Annotated in this window: 16 protein-coding genes; 4 read left to right on the top strand and 12 right to left on the bottom strand. The window is 52.2% G+C overall.

The window, feature by feature from the left end; translation table 11 throughout:
* Window positions 1-5: 5 nt before the first annotated feature.
* Window positions 6-545 (bottom strand): oligoribonuclease, encoded by a 540-nt coding sequence (gene orn / locus ACJJJB_RS20435; protein ID WP_020413630.1) that lies wholly within the window; start codon window positions 543-545, stop codon window positions 6-8.
* A gap of 86 nt (window positions 546-631) precedes the next feature.
* Between orn and rsgA the strand changes: the two genes are divergently transcribed.
* From rsgA to asd, 3 genes are read left to right on the top strand one after another with little or no spacing between them, the layout of a single operon-like run.
* Entirely contained in the window at window positions 632-1,672 is a 1,041-nt protein-coding gene (gene rsgA, locus ACJJJB_RS20430; RefSeq protein ID WP_282951882.1) for a small ribosomal subunit biogenesis GTPase RsgA, read from the top strand.
* On the top strand, window positions 1,669-2,463 hold the full coding sequence (locus tag ACJJJB_RS20425) for a sulfurtransferase (protein WP_020413632.1): 795 nt from the start codon (window positions 1,669-1,671) through the stop codon (window positions 2,461-2,463). Before rsgA ends, ACJJJB_RS20425 begins: the two co-directional genes overlap by 4 nt.
* Before the next feature lie 26 nt (window positions 2,464-2,489).
* Window positions 2,490-3,353: an archaetidylserine decarboxylase gene (asd, locus tag ACJJJB_RS20420; protein WP_020413633.1), complete on the top strand. Its 864-nt coding sequence runs from the start codon at window positions 2,490-2,492 to the stop codon at window positions 3,351-3,353.
* Between the two features lie 60 nt (window positions 3,354-3,413).
* On the opposite strand, the gene ACJJJB_RS20415 is transcribed toward asd, so the two are convergent.
* The 11 genes from ACJJJB_RS20415 to ACJJJB_RS20365 form a co-directional block, all read right to left on the bottom strand.
* A complete protein-coding gene (locus tag ACJJJB_RS20415) occupies window positions 3,414-4,766 on the bottom strand; it encodes a cyclic di-GMP phosphodiesterase (protein ID WP_020413634.1) in 1,353 nt (450 codons plus the stop codon).
* 173 nt (window positions 4,767-4,939) lie between these two features.
* Window positions 4,940-6,019 (bottom strand): uroporphyrinogen decarboxylase, encoded by a 1,080-nt coding sequence (gene hemE, locus ACJJJB_RS20410; protein ID WP_020413635.1) that lies wholly within the window; start codon window positions 6,017-6,019, stop codon window positions 4,940-4,942.
* A gap of 162 nt (window positions 6,020-6,181) precedes the next feature.
* The gene (locus ACJJJB_RS20405; protein WP_020413636.1) at window positions 6,182-7,600 is read right to left on the bottom strand and encodes a glutamate synthase small subunit GltD family protein; all 1,419 of its coding nucleotides are present in this window, start codon (window positions 7,598-7,600) and stop codon (window positions 6,182-6,184) included.
* 20 nt (window positions 7,601-7,620) lie between these two features.
* Entirely contained in the window at window positions 7,621-12,069 is a 4,449-nt protein-coding gene (gene gltB / locus ACJJJB_RS20400; RefSeq protein WP_020413637.1) for a glutamate synthase large subunit, read from the bottom strand.
* A 346-nt stretch (window positions 12,070-12,415) separates the two neighbouring features.
* Window positions 12,416-13,501, bottom strand: coding sequence for a 3-dehydroquinate synthase (aroB, locus tag ACJJJB_RS20395; protein ID WP_445365403.1), 1,086 nt, complete (start codon window positions 13,499-13,501; stop codon window positions 12,416-12,418).
* 78 nt (window positions 13,502-13,579) lie between these two features.
* Entirely contained in the window at window positions 13,580-14,104 is a 525-nt protein-coding gene (aroK, locus tag ACJJJB_RS20390; RefSeq protein WP_020413639.1) for a shikimate kinase AroK, read from the bottom strand.
* A complete protein-coding gene (locus ACJJJB_RS20385) occupies window positions 14,101-16,308 on the bottom strand; it encodes a type IV pilus secretin PilQ (RefSeq protein WP_445365402.1) in 2,208 nt (735 codons plus the stop codon). The genes aroK and ACJJJB_RS20385 overlap by 4 nt, the downstream gene beginning before the upstream one ends.
* The gene (locus tag ACJJJB_RS20380) at window positions 16,308-16,838 is read right to left on the bottom strand and encodes a pilus assembly protein PilP (protein ID WP_020413641.1); all 531 of its coding nucleotides are present in this window, start codon (window positions 16,836-16,838) and stop codon (window positions 16,308-16,310) included. Before ACJJJB_RS20380 ends, ACJJJB_RS20385 begins: the two co-directional genes overlap by 1 nt.
* Entirely contained in the window at window positions 16,835-17,455 is a 621-nt protein-coding gene (locus tag ACJJJB_RS20375; protein WP_020413642.1) for a type IV pilus inner membrane component PilO, read from the bottom strand. The genes ACJJJB_RS20380 and ACJJJB_RS20375 overlap by 4 nt, the downstream gene beginning before the upstream one ends.
* 12 nt (window positions 17,456-17,467) lie before the next feature.
* A complete protein-coding gene (locus ACJJJB_RS20370; protein WP_020413643.1) occupies window positions 17,468-18,043 on the bottom strand; it encodes a PilN domain-containing protein in 576 nt (191 codons plus the stop codon).
* A 1-nt stretch (window position 18,044) separates the two neighbouring features.
* Window positions 18,045-19,121, bottom strand: coding sequence for a pilus assembly protein PilM (locus tag ACJJJB_RS20365; RefSeq protein WP_282951891.1), 1,077 nt, complete (start codon window positions 19,119-19,121; stop codon window positions 18,045-18,047).
* Window positions 19,122-19,268: 147 nt separating this feature from the next.
* Here ACJJJB_RS20365 and ACJJJB_RS20360 point away from each other — a divergent pair, with 147 nt between their 5' ends.
* Entirely contained in the window at window positions 19,269-21,929 is a 2,661-nt protein-coding gene (locus tag ACJJJB_RS20360; RefSeq protein WP_282951892.1) for a penicillin-binding protein 1A, read from the top strand.
* Window positions 21,930-22,019: the final 90 nt, after the last annotated feature.

Here is a 22,019-nt window from a genome sequence, read left to right as displayed (position 1 = left end):
AAGAGTTAGAGACGAAAAAAAGTCTCGCGGTAATGGCGCAGCTCTCCGATCGAATCGCGGATATCATCAAGAGCCAGGTGGTTACTGTGCTTCTTTACCCCTTCCAGCACTTCCGGGCGCCAGCGCCTGGCCAGCTCCTTCACCGAACTCACATCCAGGTTGCGATAGTGGAAGTAGGATTCCAACTGCGGCATATATTTGACTAAAAAGCGGCGGTCTTGGCCAATAGAGTTACCACACATAGGGGACGCACCCTCCGGTACCCAGTGGCGCAAGAATTCAATAGTTTCACGCTCCGCTTCTCGCTCGGATATGGTCGACTCCTTCACCCGTGCTACCAGACCAGAACCACCGTGTTGTTCAGTGTTCCAATCATCCATTGCATTCAACAGAGCATCACTCTGATGAATTACCATTGCAGGGCCTTCAGCGAGAACATTTAGGCGCGAATCGGTCACAATGGTAGCAATCTCGATTATGCGCTCTTTCTCTGGATCGAGGCCGGTCATCTCCAGATCGATCCAGATCAGGTTGTTCTGATCCACAGGGGGTCTCCTCAAACTTTCCGCGCAAGTTACCGTAACTACCCGGCAATAGCTATAATCCGCCGCTGATCCCCAGGTACCAATGCATGAGTAAACGCAAATTGAACCGGCGCCAGCAATGGCGTATCGCCAAAATCCAGCAGGAACGCGAGGCCCGCGCGCGCAAGCGCGAGCAGTCGGCGGAACAAGCGATGGATGAAGGTCAGCTGGCCCAGGAACAGACCGGCCTGGTGATCGCCAATTATGGCACCCAGATATTGGTAGAGAGTGAAAGTGATTCCTCCCTGCGCCAGCGCTGCCACCTGCGCGCCAATATTGAGACATTGGTTACCGGCGATCATGTTGCCTGGCGCCCGGCCACGAGTGACAGCGATGGTGGGTATGGTGTGGTCGGTGCACGCCTACCCCGTACATCGGAATTACAGCGACCAGATCGCTACGGCGATTTAAAAACCGTCGCCGCCAATATCGATCGTATTGTCATCGTTATAGCACCCTATCCCGAGCCCTTCGCCAATGCTATCGATCGCTACCTGGTAGCGGCAGAAACCACCGGCATTCCACCTATTTTATTGCTCAACAAAATCGACCTGATCAACGACAGTAACCGCGAAGCACTGGATGAGTTGCTGGCCCCTTACCCAGACCTGGGTTATCCGGTACTAAAACTCTCCACGAAAACCGGTGAGGGCTTACCCCAATTACTGGAAACCCTGGCCCTGGGCAGCAGTGTTTTTGTAGGACAATCCGGCGTGGGAAAATCATCATTGGTGAACGCACTGCTCCCAAGTGCCGGCGCACGTACTGGTGCGCTTTCACAAGCCACCTTGAAAGGCACCCACACCACTACTGCGGCGGAACTGTTTCACCTGCCAAGTGGCGGCGATTTGATAGACTCCCCTGGCATCCGTGAATTTGGCCTCTGGCATATGGAGGAAACTGCGCTGCTGGAAGGTTTTGTAGAGTTCCGCCCCTTTATCGGCCACTGTCGCTTTAGGGACTGCCGTCACCAGGGTGAACCCGGTTGCGCCATCCACAAAGCACTGTCCAGTGGCGACATCACCGAACGCCGCATGAACAGTTTCTTACACCTGCGCAACAGCCTGGAATCGGAGAATAAATTTTGAACCTGATTATCGAAGCGGAAGATCTCGCTGCCGAACTAGAGCGTGAGGAGCTGCTAATTGTCGATCTCAGCTCCAACCAAAACTATTTGAGCGGCCATATTCCCGGCGCCTTGCACCTGCCTTTCCAGGCTTTGATGGCCGGTACCCCTCCAGCGCCCGGTAAATTGCCAGACCTGGAACAATTGACCCGAATATTCCGCGCAATTGGCTTGCGCCCAGAAACCCATGTCGTCGCCTGCGACGATGAAGGAGGCGGCTGGGCTGGACGCTTTCTGTGGACCTTGGAGATGATAGGCCACCATAACTACAGCTATCTGAATGGTGGTATGCACGCCTGGCGCAGTGCTGGCCTGCCTCTCTCCACTGACGAATCACAAGCCAACCCCAGCGATATCGAAATATCCATCGATTCAACCCCGTCCATTGACGCCGAACAAATCCAGGCACAACTAGGCAACCCGGATTTCATTATTTGGGATGCGCGCTCACCGCAGGAATATTCTGGTGAACGGGTATTAGCCATGAAAGGTGGCCATATTCCCGGAGCTATCAACTGCGAGTGGACCCAGCTAATGGATCCTCAGCGCGACTTGCGTATCCGCACCGATGCACGGGAATTTCTTGCCAAGCTGGGAATTGACGACAAGCACAAAATCGTTACCCATTGCCAAAGCCATCACCGCTCTGGCTTCACCTGGCTGGTGGGTAAATCCCTGGGCTTTGATATACACGCCTATCCCGGTTCCTGGAGCGAGTGGGGTAACCTGCCCGATACACCGGTAGAACAGTAAGAATCACCAAGAAACGTTGTAATTCTATGAATCCAAAACTCTTTGCCACACTGCAATACCTGACCCCACAGCATGCCTTTTCACGTGCTGCCGGCTGGCTGGCGAACACACAAATCAAATCGATCAAAGATCCCTTCACCCGCTGGTTTGTGGATAAGTACGGTGTCAATATGCAGGAGGCAAAGGAGACCGACTGTACCGCCTATCGCACCTTTAACGATTTTTTCACCCGCGAACTAAAAGAAGGCGTACGCCCAATCGTCAGCGGTGAGCACAGCCTTGCTTGCCCGGCGGATGGTGCCATCAGTCAGCTGGGAGGCATTCACAACGGCCGCATATTCCAGGCCAAGGGACACGATTACAGCCTGCTCGAACTTGTGGGCGGTGATCCGGAGCTGGCAGCACAGTTTAACGACGGCCATTTCGCCACAGTTTATCTGTCGCCCAAGGATTACCACCGTGTGCATATGCCTATGGCCGGCACCTTGCGCAGCATGATCTATGTGCCGGGCCAACTCTTTTCAGTCAACACAGTGACAGCGGAAAATGTTCCTCGCCTGTTCGCCCGCAATGAGCGGCTGGTGTGTGTATTCGATACTGCAGCAGGCCCCATGGCTATGATTCTTGTCGGCGCTATGATCGTTGCCGGTATCGAAACCGTATGGGCAGGCCAGGTAACCCCACACAAGCGCGATGTGCGTAGCACCAATTATCTAGACACCGCACCAATCCACCTGAAAAAGGGCGAAGAGATGGGCCGCTTTAAACTGGGATCCACCGTTATTATGTTGTTCGGCAAGGAGCAAGTGCGCTGGCTGGACTCATTGGATGCGGAAACCACCGTACGAATGGGTGAGCATTTCGGAAACCTTATCGCTGAGAATGACTGAACTTGAGAGGGGCGGCATAAACCGCCCATCGTGGATAGTCTGGGTAGTGAGTAGCAGCAGTTATTTCGCCAGGCGGGAAATCAAACGGAATAGCTGCCCATTACCTTTAAATAAATAAGTATCCCGCACCGCAGCAGTATCCACCTGGGGGTAAGCGCCGGGCTCGATATCACGCAAAATACTCACTTGCGCCTGAGCACTCATCTTTCCTCGCTCAATCAGCTTCTTCGCACGATCCTCAGTCTCAGCCAGGTCGAGAAGGCGAGGCTTATTCAATTGGCGCTTGTTCTCATCCAGTACAATCATCACCTTCGGCCTAAGGCGACGATCGTAAGTTTGCTCCACTACCACGCCCACTTCACCATTGGAAAGCTCCACCTGGGTACCCGTTGGGTAAAGGCCTATCGCCTGAATAAACTCCACTACCAGCTGCTCCTGGTAGGCGATACCTCGCAAGTCATACAGGCCCGCCACGGCACGAGATGGAGCTATAGGTTCGCTAACACCACGGGGGTTAGTTGCTTCATCGTAAAAGGTCACAATCCCGCACATACGCGCTAACACGGGAATCTTGTCACCCCGCAGGCCTTTCGGATAACCACTTCCATCGTGACGTTCGCGGTGGCAGCGAACAATATTAATTACTTGTGGGTCCATCTGTACATCGGCAGCAAGCATATTCGCACTGTGCAGCACAAACTTTCGATACTCCAGCTCACTGCGTGGATCTCGTTGCTTCATCTGCAACACTTCCGCAGGGATAGCCAATTTACCGACATCCTTTAGAAGAGTCGCCACCCCCAGCTGTAATAGTTCACGTCGCCCTAAACCGATATGGCGGCCAAACAGTACTGCCCAGATACTCGCCCTCACCGAGTGGCTATAGGTATGCTCATCTTTATCCCGCACCCGAGCCAGCCAGGCGAAAGCATCGGGGCTGCGCAACACACTATCCACAAGGTCTTCCACCACCCGGTTGACCTGTTGTACTGGTAGCGGCCGGTTGCTCGCCACTAACCCCATCACCTGCCCCATGCCCTGCAATATCTGCCCATGCAGTTTGCGTGCATTACTGGCTTCGCGCCGGGCAGGCTGTGGCGGAGGGTATGCTTTGTGAGAAATTGCCACTGGACGACAGGGGATAGTAACGCGGGGGGTGCGACCTTCACCAACTATACCAGCACCGCTGCCACCAACCAGGCGGCGTAGGGTCGCACCAGCGCTACCAACGGTCTTGTGAACATCTACATAGACAAAGCGGCAGCATTTTTGCAGCTGCCGTATTTCCTCCAGGTCGCGGATATAAAAGCCCTGCAGCGCAAAAGGTGTTCGTGTCCAGGGCCTGTCCAGCCTGGAAACAAACATGCCGCGCTGTAGGTCACCGACGGAGATTTTTGCCTGTTCGATTGCCACTTGGAGAGGTGCCGACCACTGAGATAATTTTCTGAAAGCCGCCCAATGCCAAGGAGCAGGGTGCCTAACTCGGAACCCTCTGGGCAGGCGCACATTTATATCACGGAGAGATATTGGCGAGCACCCGCCCAAAGTGAGACTGCATTCACAGACTCAGACACTAGTTACCACCATTAAGCGTGATACTTCGCAGAAAGCTCTACTACCGCCTCAATCATGGCACCGGCATGGGCGGGATCGACCTTTGGAGTAATTCCGTGACCGAGGTTAAATACATGGCCACTACCATGACCGAATGCCTGCAGGATAGTTTCCACTTCCTGGCGGATACGCTCGGGGCTGGCATAGAGGACTGAGGGATCAAGGTTACCCTGTAGGGCAACTCGTTCACCGACACGGGCACGGGCACTGCCAATATCTGTAGTCCAATCCAGGCCCAATGCATCGGCACCAGTTTCCGCCATCGCCTCCAACCACTGCCCACCGCCTTTGGTGAACAGGATGGCGGGCACACGACGGCCGTCGACCTCCTTAATCAAGCCGCCCAGGATACGCGCCATATACTGCAGGGAGAACTCGCGGTAGGCACTGTGGCTCAGCGCTCCACCCCAGGTATCAAAGATCTGCACAGCTTGGGCACCGGCACGTATCTGCGCATTCAGGTAGTCGGTTACGGAATCGGCCAATACTGATAGCAGCTGGTGCATCAACTCAGGACGGTTATAGAGCATTTCTTTGCAGCGAGCGAAATCTTTGCTGGAGCCACCCTCAATCATATAGGTGGCCAGAGTCCAAGGACTACCGGAAAAACCGATCAGTGGTACACGCCCATTCAGCTCTCGGCGAATGGTGGACACGGCATTCATCACATAATCCAGGTCCCGCTCGCTGTTAACCACTTCCAGTGACTCAATATCTGCCGCAGTGCGCAGAGGCTTGTGGAATTTCGGGCCTTCGCCCTCAGAAAAATAGAGGCCCAGCCCCATGGCATCGGGGATAGTAAGGATATCGGAAAATAGGATTGCCGCATCCAGAGGGTAGCGCTCCAAAGGTTGCAGTGTCACCTCGCAAGCCAGCTCGGTGTTGCGGCACAGGTCCATAAAACTACCAGCTTCGGCACGGCTGGCACGATACTCTGGCAGATAGCGACCCGCCTGGCGCATCATCCACACTGGTGTTCGATCCACAGGCTGGCGTAGCAGGGCGCGAAGGAAACGATCGTTTTTCAATTCGGGCGATTTAATATCAGACATAAGCACACCGAGCGGGCTAAAAAAGCGGCCATTGTACAGGGGGCGGGGCCACTATAAATAGAGTGGCAAAAATATAGCGGTGCGCAGCCTTGAGCTGATAGGGAAGATCAACAAAGAAAAGTATGGAGAGGGGTGTCACCCTCTCCTATCCTGCGAGGTCCATCAGATATCCAGGTAGTCGAGGATACCCTCACCGGCCTGACGCCCCTCCCAAATAGCGGTAACCACCAAATCGGAGCCGCGCACCATATCACCGCCAGCGAAGACCTTCTCATTTGAAGTCTGAAACTTGTACTTCTGCTTTTCCGGAGCGACAACGCCACCCCAATCGGCGACTGCAATATTGTGTTCAGTAAACCACTCCGCGGGGCTCGGGCGGAAGCCGAAGGCAACCAATACAATATCGGCGGGGATCACTTCCTCCGATTCAGGCACAACTTGTGGGCGACGGCGGCCATTCTCATCTGGCTCACCCAATTTCGTTGTCACCACCTTAACTCCAGAGACCTTGCCGTCACCGACAATTTCCACCGGCTGGCGGTTAAATAGGAATTGCACCCCCTCCTCTTTGGCATTGGCCACTTCTCTGCGGGAGCCGGGCATATTTTGTTCGTCGCGGCGGTAGGCGCAGGTGACGCTCTTGGCACCTAGGCGAATGGAGCTGCGATTACAGTCCATAGCGGTATCACCACCACCGAGTACCACCACACGCTTACCCTCCACAGGAACAAATTCCGAGGGGTCTTTCTCCCACCCCATATTGCGGTTCACATTGGCCACCAGAAATGGCAGGGCATCGTGAACCCCAGGGAGGTCTTCACCAGGGAAGCCGCCCTTCATATAGTTGTAGGTACCCATTCCAAGGAATACCGCATCGTAATCGCTGAGCAGTTGCTCGAAGGTGATGTCCTTGCCCACTTCGGTATTGAGGCAAAACTCCACCCCCATCTCCACAAAAACCTCGCGACGCTTCTGCATCACTGACTTTTCCAGCTTGAACTCTGGGATACCGAAAGTAATTAAGCCGCCGATCTCCGGGTGCTTGTCGAATACTACCGGCTGCACACCATTGCGCACGAGAATATCGGCGCAGCCCAGGCCCGCGGGGCCGGCACCAACAATCGCAACCTTCTTGCCCGTTTTTTCCACATGACTCAGATCCGGCCGCCAGCCCAGCGCAAAAGCTGTATCGGTAATATACTTTTCCGCATTCCCGATAGTTACGGCACCAAAACCATCATTAAGGGTGCAGGCACCTTCACACAGGCGATCTTGTGGGCAAACGCGGCCACAGACTTCTGGCAACGTATTAGTTTCATGGCAAAGCTCTGCCGCCTCAATCACATTCCCCTCGCTGATTAGCTTCAGCCAGTTGGGAATATAGTTGTGCACCGGACACTTCCATTCACAGTAGGGATTGCCACAGTCCAGGCAACGGTGGGCTTGGCTAGCTACCTGATTCTCACTGAAGGGCTGGTAGATTTCTACAAACTCATTAGTGCGAGTAATGACGTCCTTCTTTGGCGGATCGATGCGGGATACGTCGATAAACTGGAAATCGTTATTCAGTCTGTCTTTCATATTGTTTCTCCACCCCAGCCTTATTCGCCGCGCTTGCGCACGTCAGAAAGTAGATCCGCAAGGCTCGCCGCCTTGGGTTTTACCAGCCAGAAACGACTCAGGTAGTCATCAAAGTTATCCAGTAGCTCCGCGCCCCAGGCGCTACCGGTTTCGGCGGCATACTCTTCTATCACCTCGCGCAGGTGGCTCTGATGCGGCTCAAGAATTTCACTGCTAATACGGCGCAACTCAATCAACTCATGGTTGCAACGGTCGAAGAAATCCCGTTCCAGGTCGAGCACATAGGCAAAGCCACCGGTCATACCGGCACCAAAGTTAAAGCCGGTGCGACCCAGTACTGCAACCATGCCACCGGTCATATATTCACAGCAATGATCGCCAGCTCCCTCTACCACGGCAAAAGCACCAGAGTTACGCACGGCAAAACGCTCCCCAGCGCGGCCTGCAGCAAATAGCTTGCCCCCGGTAGCGCCATACAGACAGGTATTGCCGACGATACTGGTCTCCTCGGAGGCGAAGGTACTGTTTTCAGGTGGTCGTATCACCAGCTTGCCACCGGCCATACCTTTGCCGACGTAATCATTAGCATCCCCTTCCAGATACATCTCCAAGCCACCTGCATTCCAAACACCGAACGACTGCCCTGCCACCCCGTTAAGCTGTAGCTTGATCGGTGCTTCTACCATGCCCTGATTACCATGACGCTTGGCGATCTCACCGGACAGCCTTGCCCCCAGGGAGCGGTCGCAGTTGGTTATGTCATAGCTGAACTCGCCACCAGCAAGTTTCTCAATGGAAGGCAAAATCTCTTCCACCATTCGCTCGGCCAGTTCGCCCTTGTCCCAGGGCTCATTCCTGGCAGACTGGCAGGTTTGCGGTTTGCTATCGAGCAGTTCATCGGTATGTAACAGTGGAGAAAGATCGAGCTTCTTCTGTTTGTCGGTCTCTCCTTCCAACACACGCAACAGATCCACGCGGCCAACCAGTTCTTCCAGGCTGCGCACTCCCAACCGCGCCATCCATTCCCGGGTCTCTTCGGCAACGAAGCGGAAGAAGTTCATCGCCATCTCAGCAGTGCCGATATAGTGCTCATCACGCAGATTCTTACGCTGGGTAGCAATGCCGGTAGCACAGTTATTCAGGTGACAAATACGCAGGTACTTACAGCCAATGGCCACCATAGGTGCGGTACCAAAGCCAAAGCTCTCGGCTCCCAGGATGGCTGCTTTGATCACATCGAGACCGCTCTTTAAACCACCGTCAGTTTGCACCCGCACTTTGTCGCGCAAATCATTCGCGCGAAGGGTCTGATGGGTTTCAGCTAAGCCCAGCTCCCATGGAGATCCCGCGTAACGGATAGAAGTTATAGGGCTAGCCGCAGTGCCGCCGTCGTAGCCAGAGATGGTAATCAGATCCGCATAAGCCTTGGCCACACCTGCAGCGATGGTGCCAACGCCCGGGCGCGAAACCAGTTTCACCGACACTAACGCGTCCGGATTGACCTGCTTTAGATCGAAAATCAGCTGGGCAAGATCCTCGATGGAATAGATATCGTGGTGAGGTGGCGGAGAAATTAGCGTCACACCGGGCACAGAATAACGCAGGCGTGCGATCAGGCCATTCACCTTACCGCCGGGCAACTGACCTCCTTCACCGGGCTTGGCACCCTGGGCCACCTTGATCTGCAATACTTCGGCATTCACCAGATAGTGCGGTGTCACCCCGAAGCGACCGGAGGCGATCTGTTTGATCTTGGAGACTTTATCAGTGCCAAAGCGTGCCGGGTCTTCACCACCCTCACCACTATTGGAACGGCCGCCCAGCCGGTTCATTGCCTGGGCCAGTGATTCATGAGCCTCGGGCGACAGGGCCCCCAAAGACATAGCGGCAGAATCAAAGCGGCGCACAATTGCCGCAACTGGCTCCACCTCTTCCAGAGGTACTGACTCAATATTTTCTTTGAATCCGAGCATATCCCGCAGGGTTGCTACCGGACGCTGATTTACCAATTCCGCATAATCACGCCAAGCGGAATAGTCCCCAGTACTGGCAGCGCGGCGCAGCGCGGTCACAACATCCGGATTAAAAGTGTGGTACTCCTGACCGTGCACGTATTTGTGCAGCCCTCCGGGAGAGACCGGCTTGCGCGCCTTCCAGGCAATACTGGCACGCGATGCCATATCCGACTCCAGTTCAGCAAAACCGGCACCTTCGATACGGGTTGGCGCACCGGGGAAACACAGATCCACGACTTCTCTGGAGAGTCCCACCAGTTCGAACAGAAGGGCGCCGCGATACGAGGCCACCGTGGAAATTCCCATTTTCGATAGGATTTTCAGCAAACCCTTGATAATGCCATTGCGATAATTCTTCTGCGCTTCTGCGGCATCCAGCAGCAATTCACCGGTATCGATCAGATGATTGATAATGCTGTAAGAAAAATAGGGGTGCACAGCTGTGGCGCCAACACCTACCAGACAAGCCAGCTGGTGTGGATCTCTAGCACTGGCAGTGTCCACCACCACATTGGAATCACAACGTAGGCCCGCATGCACCAAATGGTGGTGTACTGCACCGGTGGCGAGCAACGCATCAATAGGCAGCTGACCTTCGCGAATATCGCGGTCAGAGAGCACAACAATAACTGTACCGGCTCGGACAGAGGCCTCAACCCGTGCGCACAGTCTCTCAATTGCAACCTTCAGGCCCAGCTCCGCCGGGTCGTAATTCAGGTCGAATATTTCCGCATCAAAGCCAGGGCGATCCAGGGATAGCAATGCGGTGTATTTCATGTGGGACAGAACCGGGGAAGACAGTATCACCCGGTCTGCATGTGCTGGTGTCTCTTCAAATACAGATTTCTCACGCCCCAGGCAGGTCTCCAGGGACATCACCACAGTTTCGCGCAACGGATCTATCGGCGGATTTGTAACCTGGGCAAACTGCTGGCGAAAGTAATCGTAAAGGGAGCGGTTGTAGCGGGATAAAACCGCCATCGGCGTATCGTCCCCCATGGAACCAACCGCTTCCTGGCCGGCTTCCGCCATCGGGCGCACTACCTTATCGCGCTCCTCCAGAGAAGAGCTGAACAGTTTTTGGTAAACCTTGAACTGCTGATGGGAGAAATTGTTATCTACAGGGGCGGTAACCAGTTTTGAGCGAATGCGTCGCGCCTTCTCTTTCAACCAGCGCTTATAGGGCTGGGCGCGCTTGAGCATATTGTCGATATCAGCAGTGTGGAACAGCTTGCCCTCCAGAGTATCCACAGAAAGCATCTGACCTGGCCCCAGGCGCCCCTTGGCCACCACATCTTCAGGCGCGTAATCGTAAACCCCAATCTCTGAGGCCACGGTAATAATATCGTCTTTGGTAATCACCCACCTGGATGGGCGCAGACCATTGCGGTCGAGTGTACATACGGCATAGCGGCCATCCGTCATTACCAGGCCGGCAGGTCCATCCCAGGGCTCCATATGCATGGAAATATATTCGTAGAAGGCGCGCAGATCTGCGTCCATGCCCTCAACATTTTGCCACGCAGGGGGTACCAGCATGCGCAGTGCACGGTGTAACTCCATCCCGCCAGCAAGCAGCATTTCCAGCATGTTATCCAGACTGGAAGAGTCGGAGCCCTCACGGTTTACCAGAGGGGTCAGCTCATTCAGCTCCGGGATCAACTCAGTAACAAACTTGTTGGTACGCGCTACCGACCAGTTGCGGTTGCCGGTAATGGTATTGATCTCGCCATTGTGCGCCAACATCCTAAAAGGCTGCGCCAATGGCCAGCGCGGCATGGTATTAGTAGAAAAGCGCTGGTGAAACACACAAATTGCAGTTTCCAGGCGCGGATCGGCTAACTCTGGAAAAAACTTTGGCAGGTCTGCCGGGATCATCAAGCCCTTGTAGGAGAGGACACTGGTTGAGAGGCTGGCAATATATACATCACTATTCAGCTGCTGCTCGGCCTTGCGCCGTGCAACATATAAACGCGCATTGAAACGGGCCTCTCCCAGAGGCGCCTCGGCATCATTGATCAGCAGTTGCTCGAAGCGAGGCTGGCAGTCATGGGCAATAGGCCCTAGACACTCTGGATTGGTTGGCACGGTGCGCCAGCCGACGACTTGCAAGGTCTGGGCTTCCAGCTCTTTCTCTATTGTTCGGCGGGCGTTTTGGGCTTCGCCTTCATCGAGGGGCAACATTACCGAACCTACCGCATAGACGTCCGTCAGTTCAGCATTAAGTAGGTCGCGGGCTTCGCCGCGCAGAAATGCATCAGGCTTCTGTAACAGGAGGCCACAGCCATCGCCGGTTTTTCCATCGGCAGCGATACCACCGCGGTGGGTCATGCAGGTAAGGGACTCTATGGCTGTCTGCACTAATTTGTGGCTCGCCACACCATGCAAATGAGCGATCAGACCAAAACCACAGTTGTCTTTGAACTCATCCAACTGATACAGACTGCTACCCATAGAATTCCTCGTCACTATCGATTGGGGGACCACAGGTAGTTCCAAAGCTCTACCTGTTATGGGCAAAAAATGCTCAAAGCTTTGCGCTACGCTCTCCTGCGGTCCCTGGCTAAAAGATCCCGAGATAAAAAAAGCCCTCTGGTGGGGCTTTCTTTATTGTTCTTGTTGGCGGTCGTCACGCCCCGCCATTATTTTCGGGGGGCGCGCAATATTACTTGCCCAACACTAGCTTTTCAATATTTTGTAGTTTTTTTATCTGCCAAACACCAATTAAGCAGATATATTTCCTGTATTGGCGAATTCTAGTTATCCAGTACTCCGATTTTAGGATCTTTCGAGGCGGTCATCACTTAGCACCACAGTTCTTTAGCGCTTCTATAACCTTTTCCCTCGGTGTGTCATCGACGACTTTTGCATTGCCCAACGCCCTTAAGAGCACCAATCGCAGTTTTCCATCCACCACCTTTTTGTCCACCTGCATAGCTTGCAGGAAATGATCAACGGTCATATCCGCAGGGGATTGCTGCGGTAGTTGGGCTTTAGCTAGTAGGCTTCGAACCCGCTTTAATAAATCATCATCTACATCGCCTTGCAATCGTGATAACTCCAGTGCCATCACCATCCCTGCGGCAACCGCCTCTCCGTGTAACCAACGTCCATAGCCTTGGACGGCTTCAATGGCATGACCAAATGTGTGGCCAAAATTCAATATGGCACGACGTCCAGCCTCACGCTCGTCACTGGCCACAACTTCAGCCTTATCCCGGCAACAGCGGTCAACGGCGTAAGCCAGCGCCTGCGGATCACGGCTCAACAGGGCGTCAATATTTTGCTCGATCCAAGAGAAAAATGGTTCATCACAAATCAGGCCATACTTAATGACCTCGGCTATGCCAGCAGAGAACTCCCGATCAGGTAAGGTCACTAAAGTATCCATATCCGCCAAGACCAGGCGCGGCTGGTAAAAAGCCCCAATCATATTTTTACCAAGTGGGTGATTTACACCTGTTTTACCGCCGACAGAAGAGTCGACCTGTGCGAGGAGTGTCGTAGGCACTTGAATGAAATCAACGCCGCGCTGGTAGCAAGCTGCAGCAAAACCACACATATCTCCAACAACACCACCACCCAATGCAATCAGGGTTGTTGTGCGGTTATGGCGCTGCTCCAGTAAAGTATCGAAAATGCGATTTAGTGTATCGAGGGTCTTAAAGGACTCGCCATCAGGTAACTCGACAACATCGACCTTGTCGAAGCTGGACAAGCCCTTGAGTAATTGGTCTAGATATAAGGGGGCAACAGTTTCATTGGTAACAATACAAATCTGCTGTCCACGTATATAGGGCAGCAGATACTGTGAATCACCCAGGAGTTGTGAACCAATAATAATTGGGTAGCTACGCTCCCCCAACTCTACATTCAGGCAATGCATTGTGCTCTCCTTCCCGCCACCGCTGAGATTCAGCGAACTGAGTAAATGAGAGGCACTTTAGCACAGAGTCCAGGGAGGTTATTGGGAGAGGGTGTTCTGCAATCGTTCAACCACCAGCGCTACAGCCTGCTTGGGTGTCAGGTTATCAGTATCGCAAATAACATCTGCCACTTCACGATAGAGAGGTTCGCGCTCGTGCAATATTTCCTCAATACGCGCACGTGGGTCCGGAACCCGTAGAAGCGGTCGGTTGCTGTTTTTTGAGGTACGTTCGAATAACTGATCCACACTGGCCTGCAGATAGACAACAAGGCCGTACTTTTGCAACTGCCGGCGGTTCTCTTCCAACAGCACTATTCCGCCACCAGTACCGATAATCTGACACTCTCCATGGCATAGTTCTTCGAGTACTTCACTTTCACGGCGTCGAAAACCCGCCTCCCCTTCTACATCAAAAATCCAGGGAATGTCGGCACCGGTACGCTCTTCCAGCACCTTATCGGTATCGGCAAACGGCAGCTGTAATTGTGCAGCAAGCAATTTGCCGATGGTAGATTTGCCGGCCCCCATGGGGCCGACCAAAAATATGGAACGGTTAATCACTTAGAGTAAAAATTCTCATCTTCCATAATTCGAGGAGTGATAAACATGAGAAGCTCTCTCTTATCATCAGTTCGAACGCTTCTCTTGAATAGGTTACCTAAATAAGGAATATCCCCCAATAAAGGCACTTTAGTTTCACTTTCAAGGATATTACTTTCGAATATCCCACCTAAGACAATAGTCTCACCATTTCGCACTAATACTTTAGTTGACAGGTTATTAACATTAATTGAGGGTATTGATGCAAAATCAGTTACTTCAATCAATTCACCAACACTATTCTGTTTGATATTTAGTGCCATAATAATATTGTTATCTGGGGTAATTTGCGGAAGTACCGTAAGTTCCAATACGGCTTCTCTAAAAGTTATAGATGCGGCACCTGAAGAGGTTCTTTCCTGGTAAGGGATTTCCACACCAGATTGAATCGTTGCTTCCTGCTTATCCCCTGTAACAACTTTAGGCTGGGAAACTATTTCAGCCTTACCCACATCTTCCATAGCTGACAGCTCGAGCCCCAGGTAAAAATTGTCCTTCAAGATAGCATAGGCCAAACTTCCCACCGCATTTGGCGCACCAAGGTCCACCATTAAGGGGTCCAATACATTTGGTGAGCCAGTCAAAACTCCATTGACAATTCCTACATCATCATCCTCATCAAGAGGCAAGTGCCCCCCAGCGCCAATTCCCGAAGTACTATCATTAATTTCATCAGCGCCAACATAATTCCATTGAACGCCCAATTCACTGGCAAAGTCACTATTAGCTGTAACAAGGCGCGCTTCAATCATCACCTGGCGGATTGGGATATCAATAACCTCTATCAACTCCCGAAACTGTGCAATTTTATCTTCCGTATCCGTCAGAATAATTGTGTTTGTTCTCTCGTCTACAATTGCGCTACCGCGAGGTGACAAAATACTCGCTTTATTGACATCCCGGCTATTTCCACCAGCAAATCCACCTTGTCCGGAGCTATCGCTATCTTTCCCTGAAAATAAAGTGAATATTTCTCCAGCATCAGCATAGCGGACACGGATATATTCAGTTAATAATGGAGCCAGTTCTTGAAGCTGTTTGCGGGTTTCAAGCTCTTGGCGCTCCCGCTCAGCAATCTCAGCGGCAGGCGCAACCATGATCACGCTGCCCTCCTGACGCTTATCCAGACCTTTTGCTTTCAAAATCAAAGCCAGTGCTTGATCCCAAGGTACTCCATCAAGTCGCAGGGTAATTCTTCCCTCAACTGTATCGCTTGCTACAAGATTCAGTCCCGTGAAATCGGCAATTATCTGAAGGACAGATCGCACTTCAATATCCTGGAAGTTCAGCGATAACTTTTTACCACTAAACTGAAACTCTTTTTCCTTCTCCTTTATCTCCTCAGCGGTGAGAGGCTTAACACTGAGCACATATTCCGTATCTGCCTGGTAGGCGAGATAATCATAATCAACGTCGGTGGGGTCAACAGCTATAACTGTATTTTGTCCATCGTAGTCAACAACGATTGAATTTACCACTGTAGCAAAATCAGTGACGTCAAGGCGTTGACGCAATGACTCAGGTAATTTCGCCCCCAGAAAAGTTAGATAAATCTTTCCTTTGGTACGCTCTACATCAATATTTACTGCTGGGTCAGAAAGGCTGACTATTACTTTGCCCTCCCCTTCTTCTCCGCGGCGAAAATCAACATTGTTAATCGCAATAGAGCCTGAAGTGCGAAACTGCTTTTCACCTCCAATACTAAGGCCGCTATCATGAGTCATTGTGTCAGAGGGAGCGACTACCGTTGCCTGCTCAACCGAACCGGCACCAATCTCCAAGACTAGCTGATTACCTTTAACCTCACTGGTATAAGCCGGAAGCTGGTCCAGGTTAACTATCAAGCGGGTTCGATCTTCATTCGAGACAATTACTGCGCTTCGAGCCCCGCCTATTCCGAGAGAATACTTCTTTTGTGGCAGAGAACTCTCTACACCAGCAAGATCCATCACAATTCGTGCTGGCTGCTCAATCGTATATCCAGTTGGCTCAGGGGGTACATCGGTAAATGTTAAGCGTAATTGCACCCTGCTACCAGGCAGCTCAGAAAACTGGATATCATTAAGCTGATTTATTTGAGCCTGTAAAGCAGCTGGAAGTACCGATAAAGCGAGCAATAATAGTTGAAACGGAGCTAAAAACTTGGCAAGTTGCTTTTTAATCATTATCCGTTGTCCTTTTCTTCCAACGTCAGTGCCCGCGGCCTCTCAATCCAGCCACCAGTGCCATCAGGTACAATTTCCAATACATCGAGCTGATCGGCATTAGCATTGACCACTCGGCCGTGATTTTTCCCAAGATAGTTTCCTATCGTCACTCGATGAATACCTCCGGCACCATCATCTATCAGCCCCCATAGTTGGCCATCCCGTGACAAAGTACCCACCATAGAAAGAGCGTCAAAGTTGAAACCTTCAAGCAACTCGCGACGACGGCTCATATCGGGGGCAATATCCAGTTTTCGTCCCACTAAGCGTTGCTCTGACTCCAATATGGGTCTTGTAAACGGGCTTCTCAGTGCCGCAGCGCTGTATACATATGGGCTGTAAGGAGTAAACGTCGGAATTGGCTCTATCTGCCCCTGGGGTCTTCTTTCAACCTCAGCCATTCTTTCTGTTAAATCTGAATGGTCTGCATTCAAACTACAGCCTGACACTGTAACGAACGCGATAACAAGGATGGAAAGTCTTATCATTCCTCATCCCCTTGGTCTTTATAACGATATGTTTTGGCATTAATCACCATATTGAGCAAACCACCACTGTCACGGCTCGCTGAAATATTAAAGTCATGTAGAGTCACGATTCGCGGCATGCCCGCAATACCACTAATAAAAGAGCCAAATTCATGATAGCCACCATGAACCTGGATTCTAATTGGCAGCTCCACATAAAATTCGCCTACCAATTCGTCTTGCAGAGCAACTTTTTCAATAGTTAAACCACTGCCACGACCATACTCATCTATATCCTCTAACAGACCTGGGACCTCAGTATCTTTCGGTAGCTGCTTAAGAAGAGCACCGAAAGTCTCCTCCATTTCTACCAGCTGTTCCCTATAAGCATCCAAGTTCGCAGCTTCAAATTGTTTCTTTTCAAACTGAGTAAAAAGGTCCTGCTCTTTTTTAGCGGCAATATCCAGCCTGCTATATAAATCACCAACCCAAAAATAATAACCGAGACCAATTATAATTGCCGTAATGATCACTAGTAGAGCAACACGCCCAGGTAAGGGCCAAACTCCAACACGGCTAAAATCGATATCATTGATATCCAGATTTTCAAGCTGTTTTAACGTATCCCCCAATGCCATGATCAGGATCCTTTAATTTGCTTCATCGACGTGTTCATTCTCTTTTTTTCGTCCACTGAGATTTACCGCCAATTGAAAAGCGCTGGCTTGCTCGCCAAAAGCTGGGCTCGCAGTGACGCCAGTAAGATTTGGGGAATCATACCAATCAGACTGATCCAGGTTTCGCATAAAAGAAGAAACCCGGTTATTGGATTCAGCGATTCCAGATATTTCCAGGCTATTTCCCTTCCGCTGGAGAGAATTTAACCAGAGCCCCTCTGGGGTCGCTTGGACCAATTCATCAAAATAGCGCACAGCTAGAGGTCTATTCCCCTGCAGCTCCTGGATCACCCGCATGCGGTCAATGAGCTCCTGGCGCCGTTTCTTCAAATCTTTAATTTCACGCACCTGTTTATTTAGCGCACTGATTTTCTCCTGAAGAAGCTGGTTACGCGCGTTTTGGTTTGAAACTTGCTCGTCCACAGTCTCTATCCATGCAAACACTAATAGCGCTGCAGCAATTACCACTAGCAAAGCTACTTGTTGAAAGTCCTTTTGCTTCTTAGCTCGATACTCCTGGCGCCAGGGTAGCAGGTTTATTTTGGCCATATCAGTACTCCTTCTCCCGCATCGCTAACCCTGCGGCAATCATCAACGCAGGTGCCTCATTGGCCAGAGACTGGCGATTTATTCGCGAGGAGAGGCTCATCCCATGGAAAGGATCAGCGACTAGTGTGGGTTTACCCAATTTCTCACCAACTAACTCGGATAATCCCTCCATTGCTGCGACGCCACCGCTGAGCAGAATGTAATCCACATCACTATATGAGGTGGAGGAGTAAAAGAATTGCAGTGAGCGAGTAACCTGCTGAATGACAGCATCGCGGAAAGGTTCCAGTACCTCAGCGTAATAATCATCCGGCAATCCGCTGCCTCCCTGGTGCTTGGCCAATGAGGCTTCCTCGGCAGACAGACCATAACGGCGCTGGATTTCATCAGTAAGCTGGCGGCCACCGAAAAGCTGTTCACGTGTGTAAACAGTCTTGCCGTCAACAAGAACTGACAAAGCACTCATGGTGGCACCAATGTCCACTACAGCGACAACCATTTGCTCCTGAGGCGGAAATTGATCTTCCAACAGGGTATAAGTTCGCTCGATGGCATAAGCCTCCACATCGACAACACCCGCTTCCAACTCCGCTTCGCTGAGAGCAGAAATTCGCTGCTCAATATTTTCACTGCGACAAGCCGCAAGCAGAACTTCCACCTGATCCTCACCCTTTTCAGATGGCCCCTGCACCTCAAAATCCAAACTCACCTCTTCAAGTGGGTAGGGGATGTACTGATCAGCTTCGAGAGCTATACGCGCCTCCAGATCTTCATCGGAGAGATCTGCGGGCATTTCGAGAGTCTTTGTGATTACTGCCGAGCCGGAAACGGCTACTGCGGCACGACGCAGACGAGTCTTGGACCGGCGCACCACCTTGCGAATAGCTTCGGCTGTGGCTCCAACATCATTGATGTTCTTATCTACCACCGCATTGGGTGGAAGAGGTTCCACGGCGTAACTTTCGACACGATATTTATCACCATTGCGACTTAGCTCCAGCAACTTCACTGCAGTCGAGCTAATATCGAGTCCCAGCATGGCCTTCGGGCCTTTATCCAGAAAAGGGAAAATCCCCATTTTTCTTATCTTTTCCGTGGGTTATGAAAGTTTGATGTTATAGCACTTTAAATTACCGCTTCAACCAGCATTTGCATAGGTAATAGCGCACAATATTCGTATAATTATTCACCGAATCTTACAAATGAAGTACACAGAAGCAGTTTCATGACCGTAAAAGCCCGAAATCGTCTACTAGCACTGCTCTGGCTCTGTCTCGCCGGGACGGCCGGCGCAGCCATGACTCTCGCCAGCATTTATCTTTACTTAAAGCCCGGGCTGCCCTCCGTTGAGAGTCTGCGCGACATTCGCCTGCAGACTCCCCTGCGAGTCTATTCACAGGATATGAAGCTTATTGGGGAGTTCGGGGAGAAACGACGTAACCCGATTACCATTGAGCAGACGCCAGAGCCTTTTATCAAAGCGGTTTTAGCTGCCGAGGATGCGAGTTTTTACTCTCACAATGGTGTTTCAATCAAAGGCTTGATCCGCGCGGCTTCACAACTAATTCGAACCGGTTCAATTCAATCGGGCGGTAGTACCCTGACCATGCAGGTGGCGCGCAACTTCTTCCTGAGCCGGGAACAGCGCTTCGTACGTAAGTTTAATGAGATTCTGCTATCTTTACAGATTGAGCGCGAACTCAGCAAAGATGAAATTCTCGCCTTATATATCAACAAAATTTTCCTGGGAAACCGCGCCTACGGCTTCCAGGCCGCCGCTCATGTGTACTACGGCCGCGATATCAAAGACCTGAACCTGGCCCAGTGGGCCATGATGGCGGGCCTTCCCAAGGCGCCCTCCACATTCAATCCAATTGCCAATCCGACCCGTGCCCTGGTGCGGCGTAATTGGATTTTGAAACGCATGCTCGATCTCGACTATATCGACCAGGATGAATACAAACACTCCATTACCGCTCCTGTGACCGCCAGCTACCATAGCCGCGACCTGGACCTGGATGCCCCCTATATTGCCGAGATGGCACGCAAGGAAGCGGTGGAGCTATTTGGTGACAGCGCATATACAGATGGCTACCAAGTCATCACTACTGTCGATAGCCGCCTCCAGGACGAAGCGCGCAAAGCCCTTCAGCATGGCCTGGAAACCTATGATTCACGCCATGGCTATCGTGGTCCCGAGCAACGCCTACCACCTGAGCTGCTGCACGATAGCGACCAGTTGATCGATCTTCTCAATGAAATACCAGTCCTGGGAGGACTTGAGCCAGGGGTAGTAACGGCAGTAAAGCCCAAGCTCCTACAGGTTCAGTTACGGGATCGCCGGGTTGTAGAGGTTCCCTGGGAGAATGGACTTAAATCCATTCGCCCCTATATCTCCGAAAGTGCTCGCGGACCACTTTTGCAGTCCGCAGACAAAATGTTTGCCCCCGGTGACGTCGTTCGGTTACGCCGCATTGAAATTGATAAAACTGATGAGGACCAAGCTGCAGTTCAAACTGTGAGCGTGGCGGAAGAAGTGCCTCAACCCGATCCTTTCGCCAGTCCTGAAGAAGAGGGTCCCGATCCCCAGGAGCCCCAGGTCACCGAAGAGTGGGAGCTGACCCAGGTACCCGCCGCCCAGGGAGCCTTGGTTTCCATCGCCCCTGAGGATGGCGCAATACGCGCATTGGTGGGCGGTTATGACTTCCGCCAAAGTCACTTCAACCGGGTAACCCAGGCGGCACGTCAGCCCGGTTCGAGCTTTAAACCCTTTATCTACGCATCGGCTATCGAGCGGGGCTACACTGCCGCCAGCATGATCAATGATGCCCCGATTATTTTTGAGGAAACCAACCTTCAAGATGTATGGCGCCCCGAAAATGATGGCGGCACATTCTTAGGCCCAACCAGATTGCGTATGGCACTCTACAAGTCACGCAATATGGTCTCCATTCGCCTGCTGCAGGCTCTGGGACTGGACTATGCCTTGGGCTTTGTGGAGGGCTTCGGCTTTGAGCGCAGCAAGCTGGCACGCAACCTGACTATCGCGCTCGGCAGCTCGGCTCTGACTCCATTAGAAATGGTTCGTGGCTATGCCGCCTTCGCCAACGGCGGTTATCGGGTGGAACCCTACCTGGTGGACCGAGTGCTGGATGTTAATGGCAAAATGCTCTACCAAGCTTTACCGCTCACCGTTTGTAACGACTGTCCAGAGCCCGGCAACGAACCCCAGGGTTTTAATCGGGAACCTGTGGATCTGGCAGTGTTGCAACAGGAAGGGGAAGGGCCAGATCAAGGCGAGACGCCCCCAGAACTAGAGGTTCTTCCTGTCGGCCCTATGGACCCGACAAAATCCCAGGCAAGGCCACTGGCGCCGCGTGCCATGTCACCAGAGACAGCGTACATCATGGATTCCATCCTCAAGGATGTGATCAAGAAAGGCACCGGCCGCCGTGCACTCGCCATGAAGCGCGGGGATATCGCTGGTAAAACCGGAACTACCAACGGACCCCGCGATGCCTGGTTCTCGGGCTACAGCCCCTACCTGGCCACCAGCGCTTGGGTCGGCTTCGACTCCTATGGCGAACTGGGCAAAAATGAATACGGTGGCTCTGCAGCCCTACCTATCTGGATAGACTTTATGACGGCCGCGCTGGAGGGATTGCCGGAGCGTCATTTGGCCCAGCCCGACGACATTGAGACCGTACGCATCAACCCGGAGAACGGCCTGCGTACTTCCTATGGCGGCATGTTCGAAATTTTCCGCACCAATCGGGTGCCCAGCCGCGAGGTCTACAACCCCTATCGCAACCGCTATACGGATGAAGATCGGGATATGCCCGGACGGGAACAACCGAGAGAATCCCTGCCGGAGGAACTATTCTAGTAGATTTGCTTCGGCAAATATGAAGGGGCATTTGCCAATTACAAAAATAAAAAGGGGCCTAATGGCCCCTTTTTTAACACTCTATCCAAA

Source organism: Microbulbifer variabilis (assembly GCF_052468405.1).
This window is presented reverse-complemented; position numbering and strand designations above follow the sequence as displayed.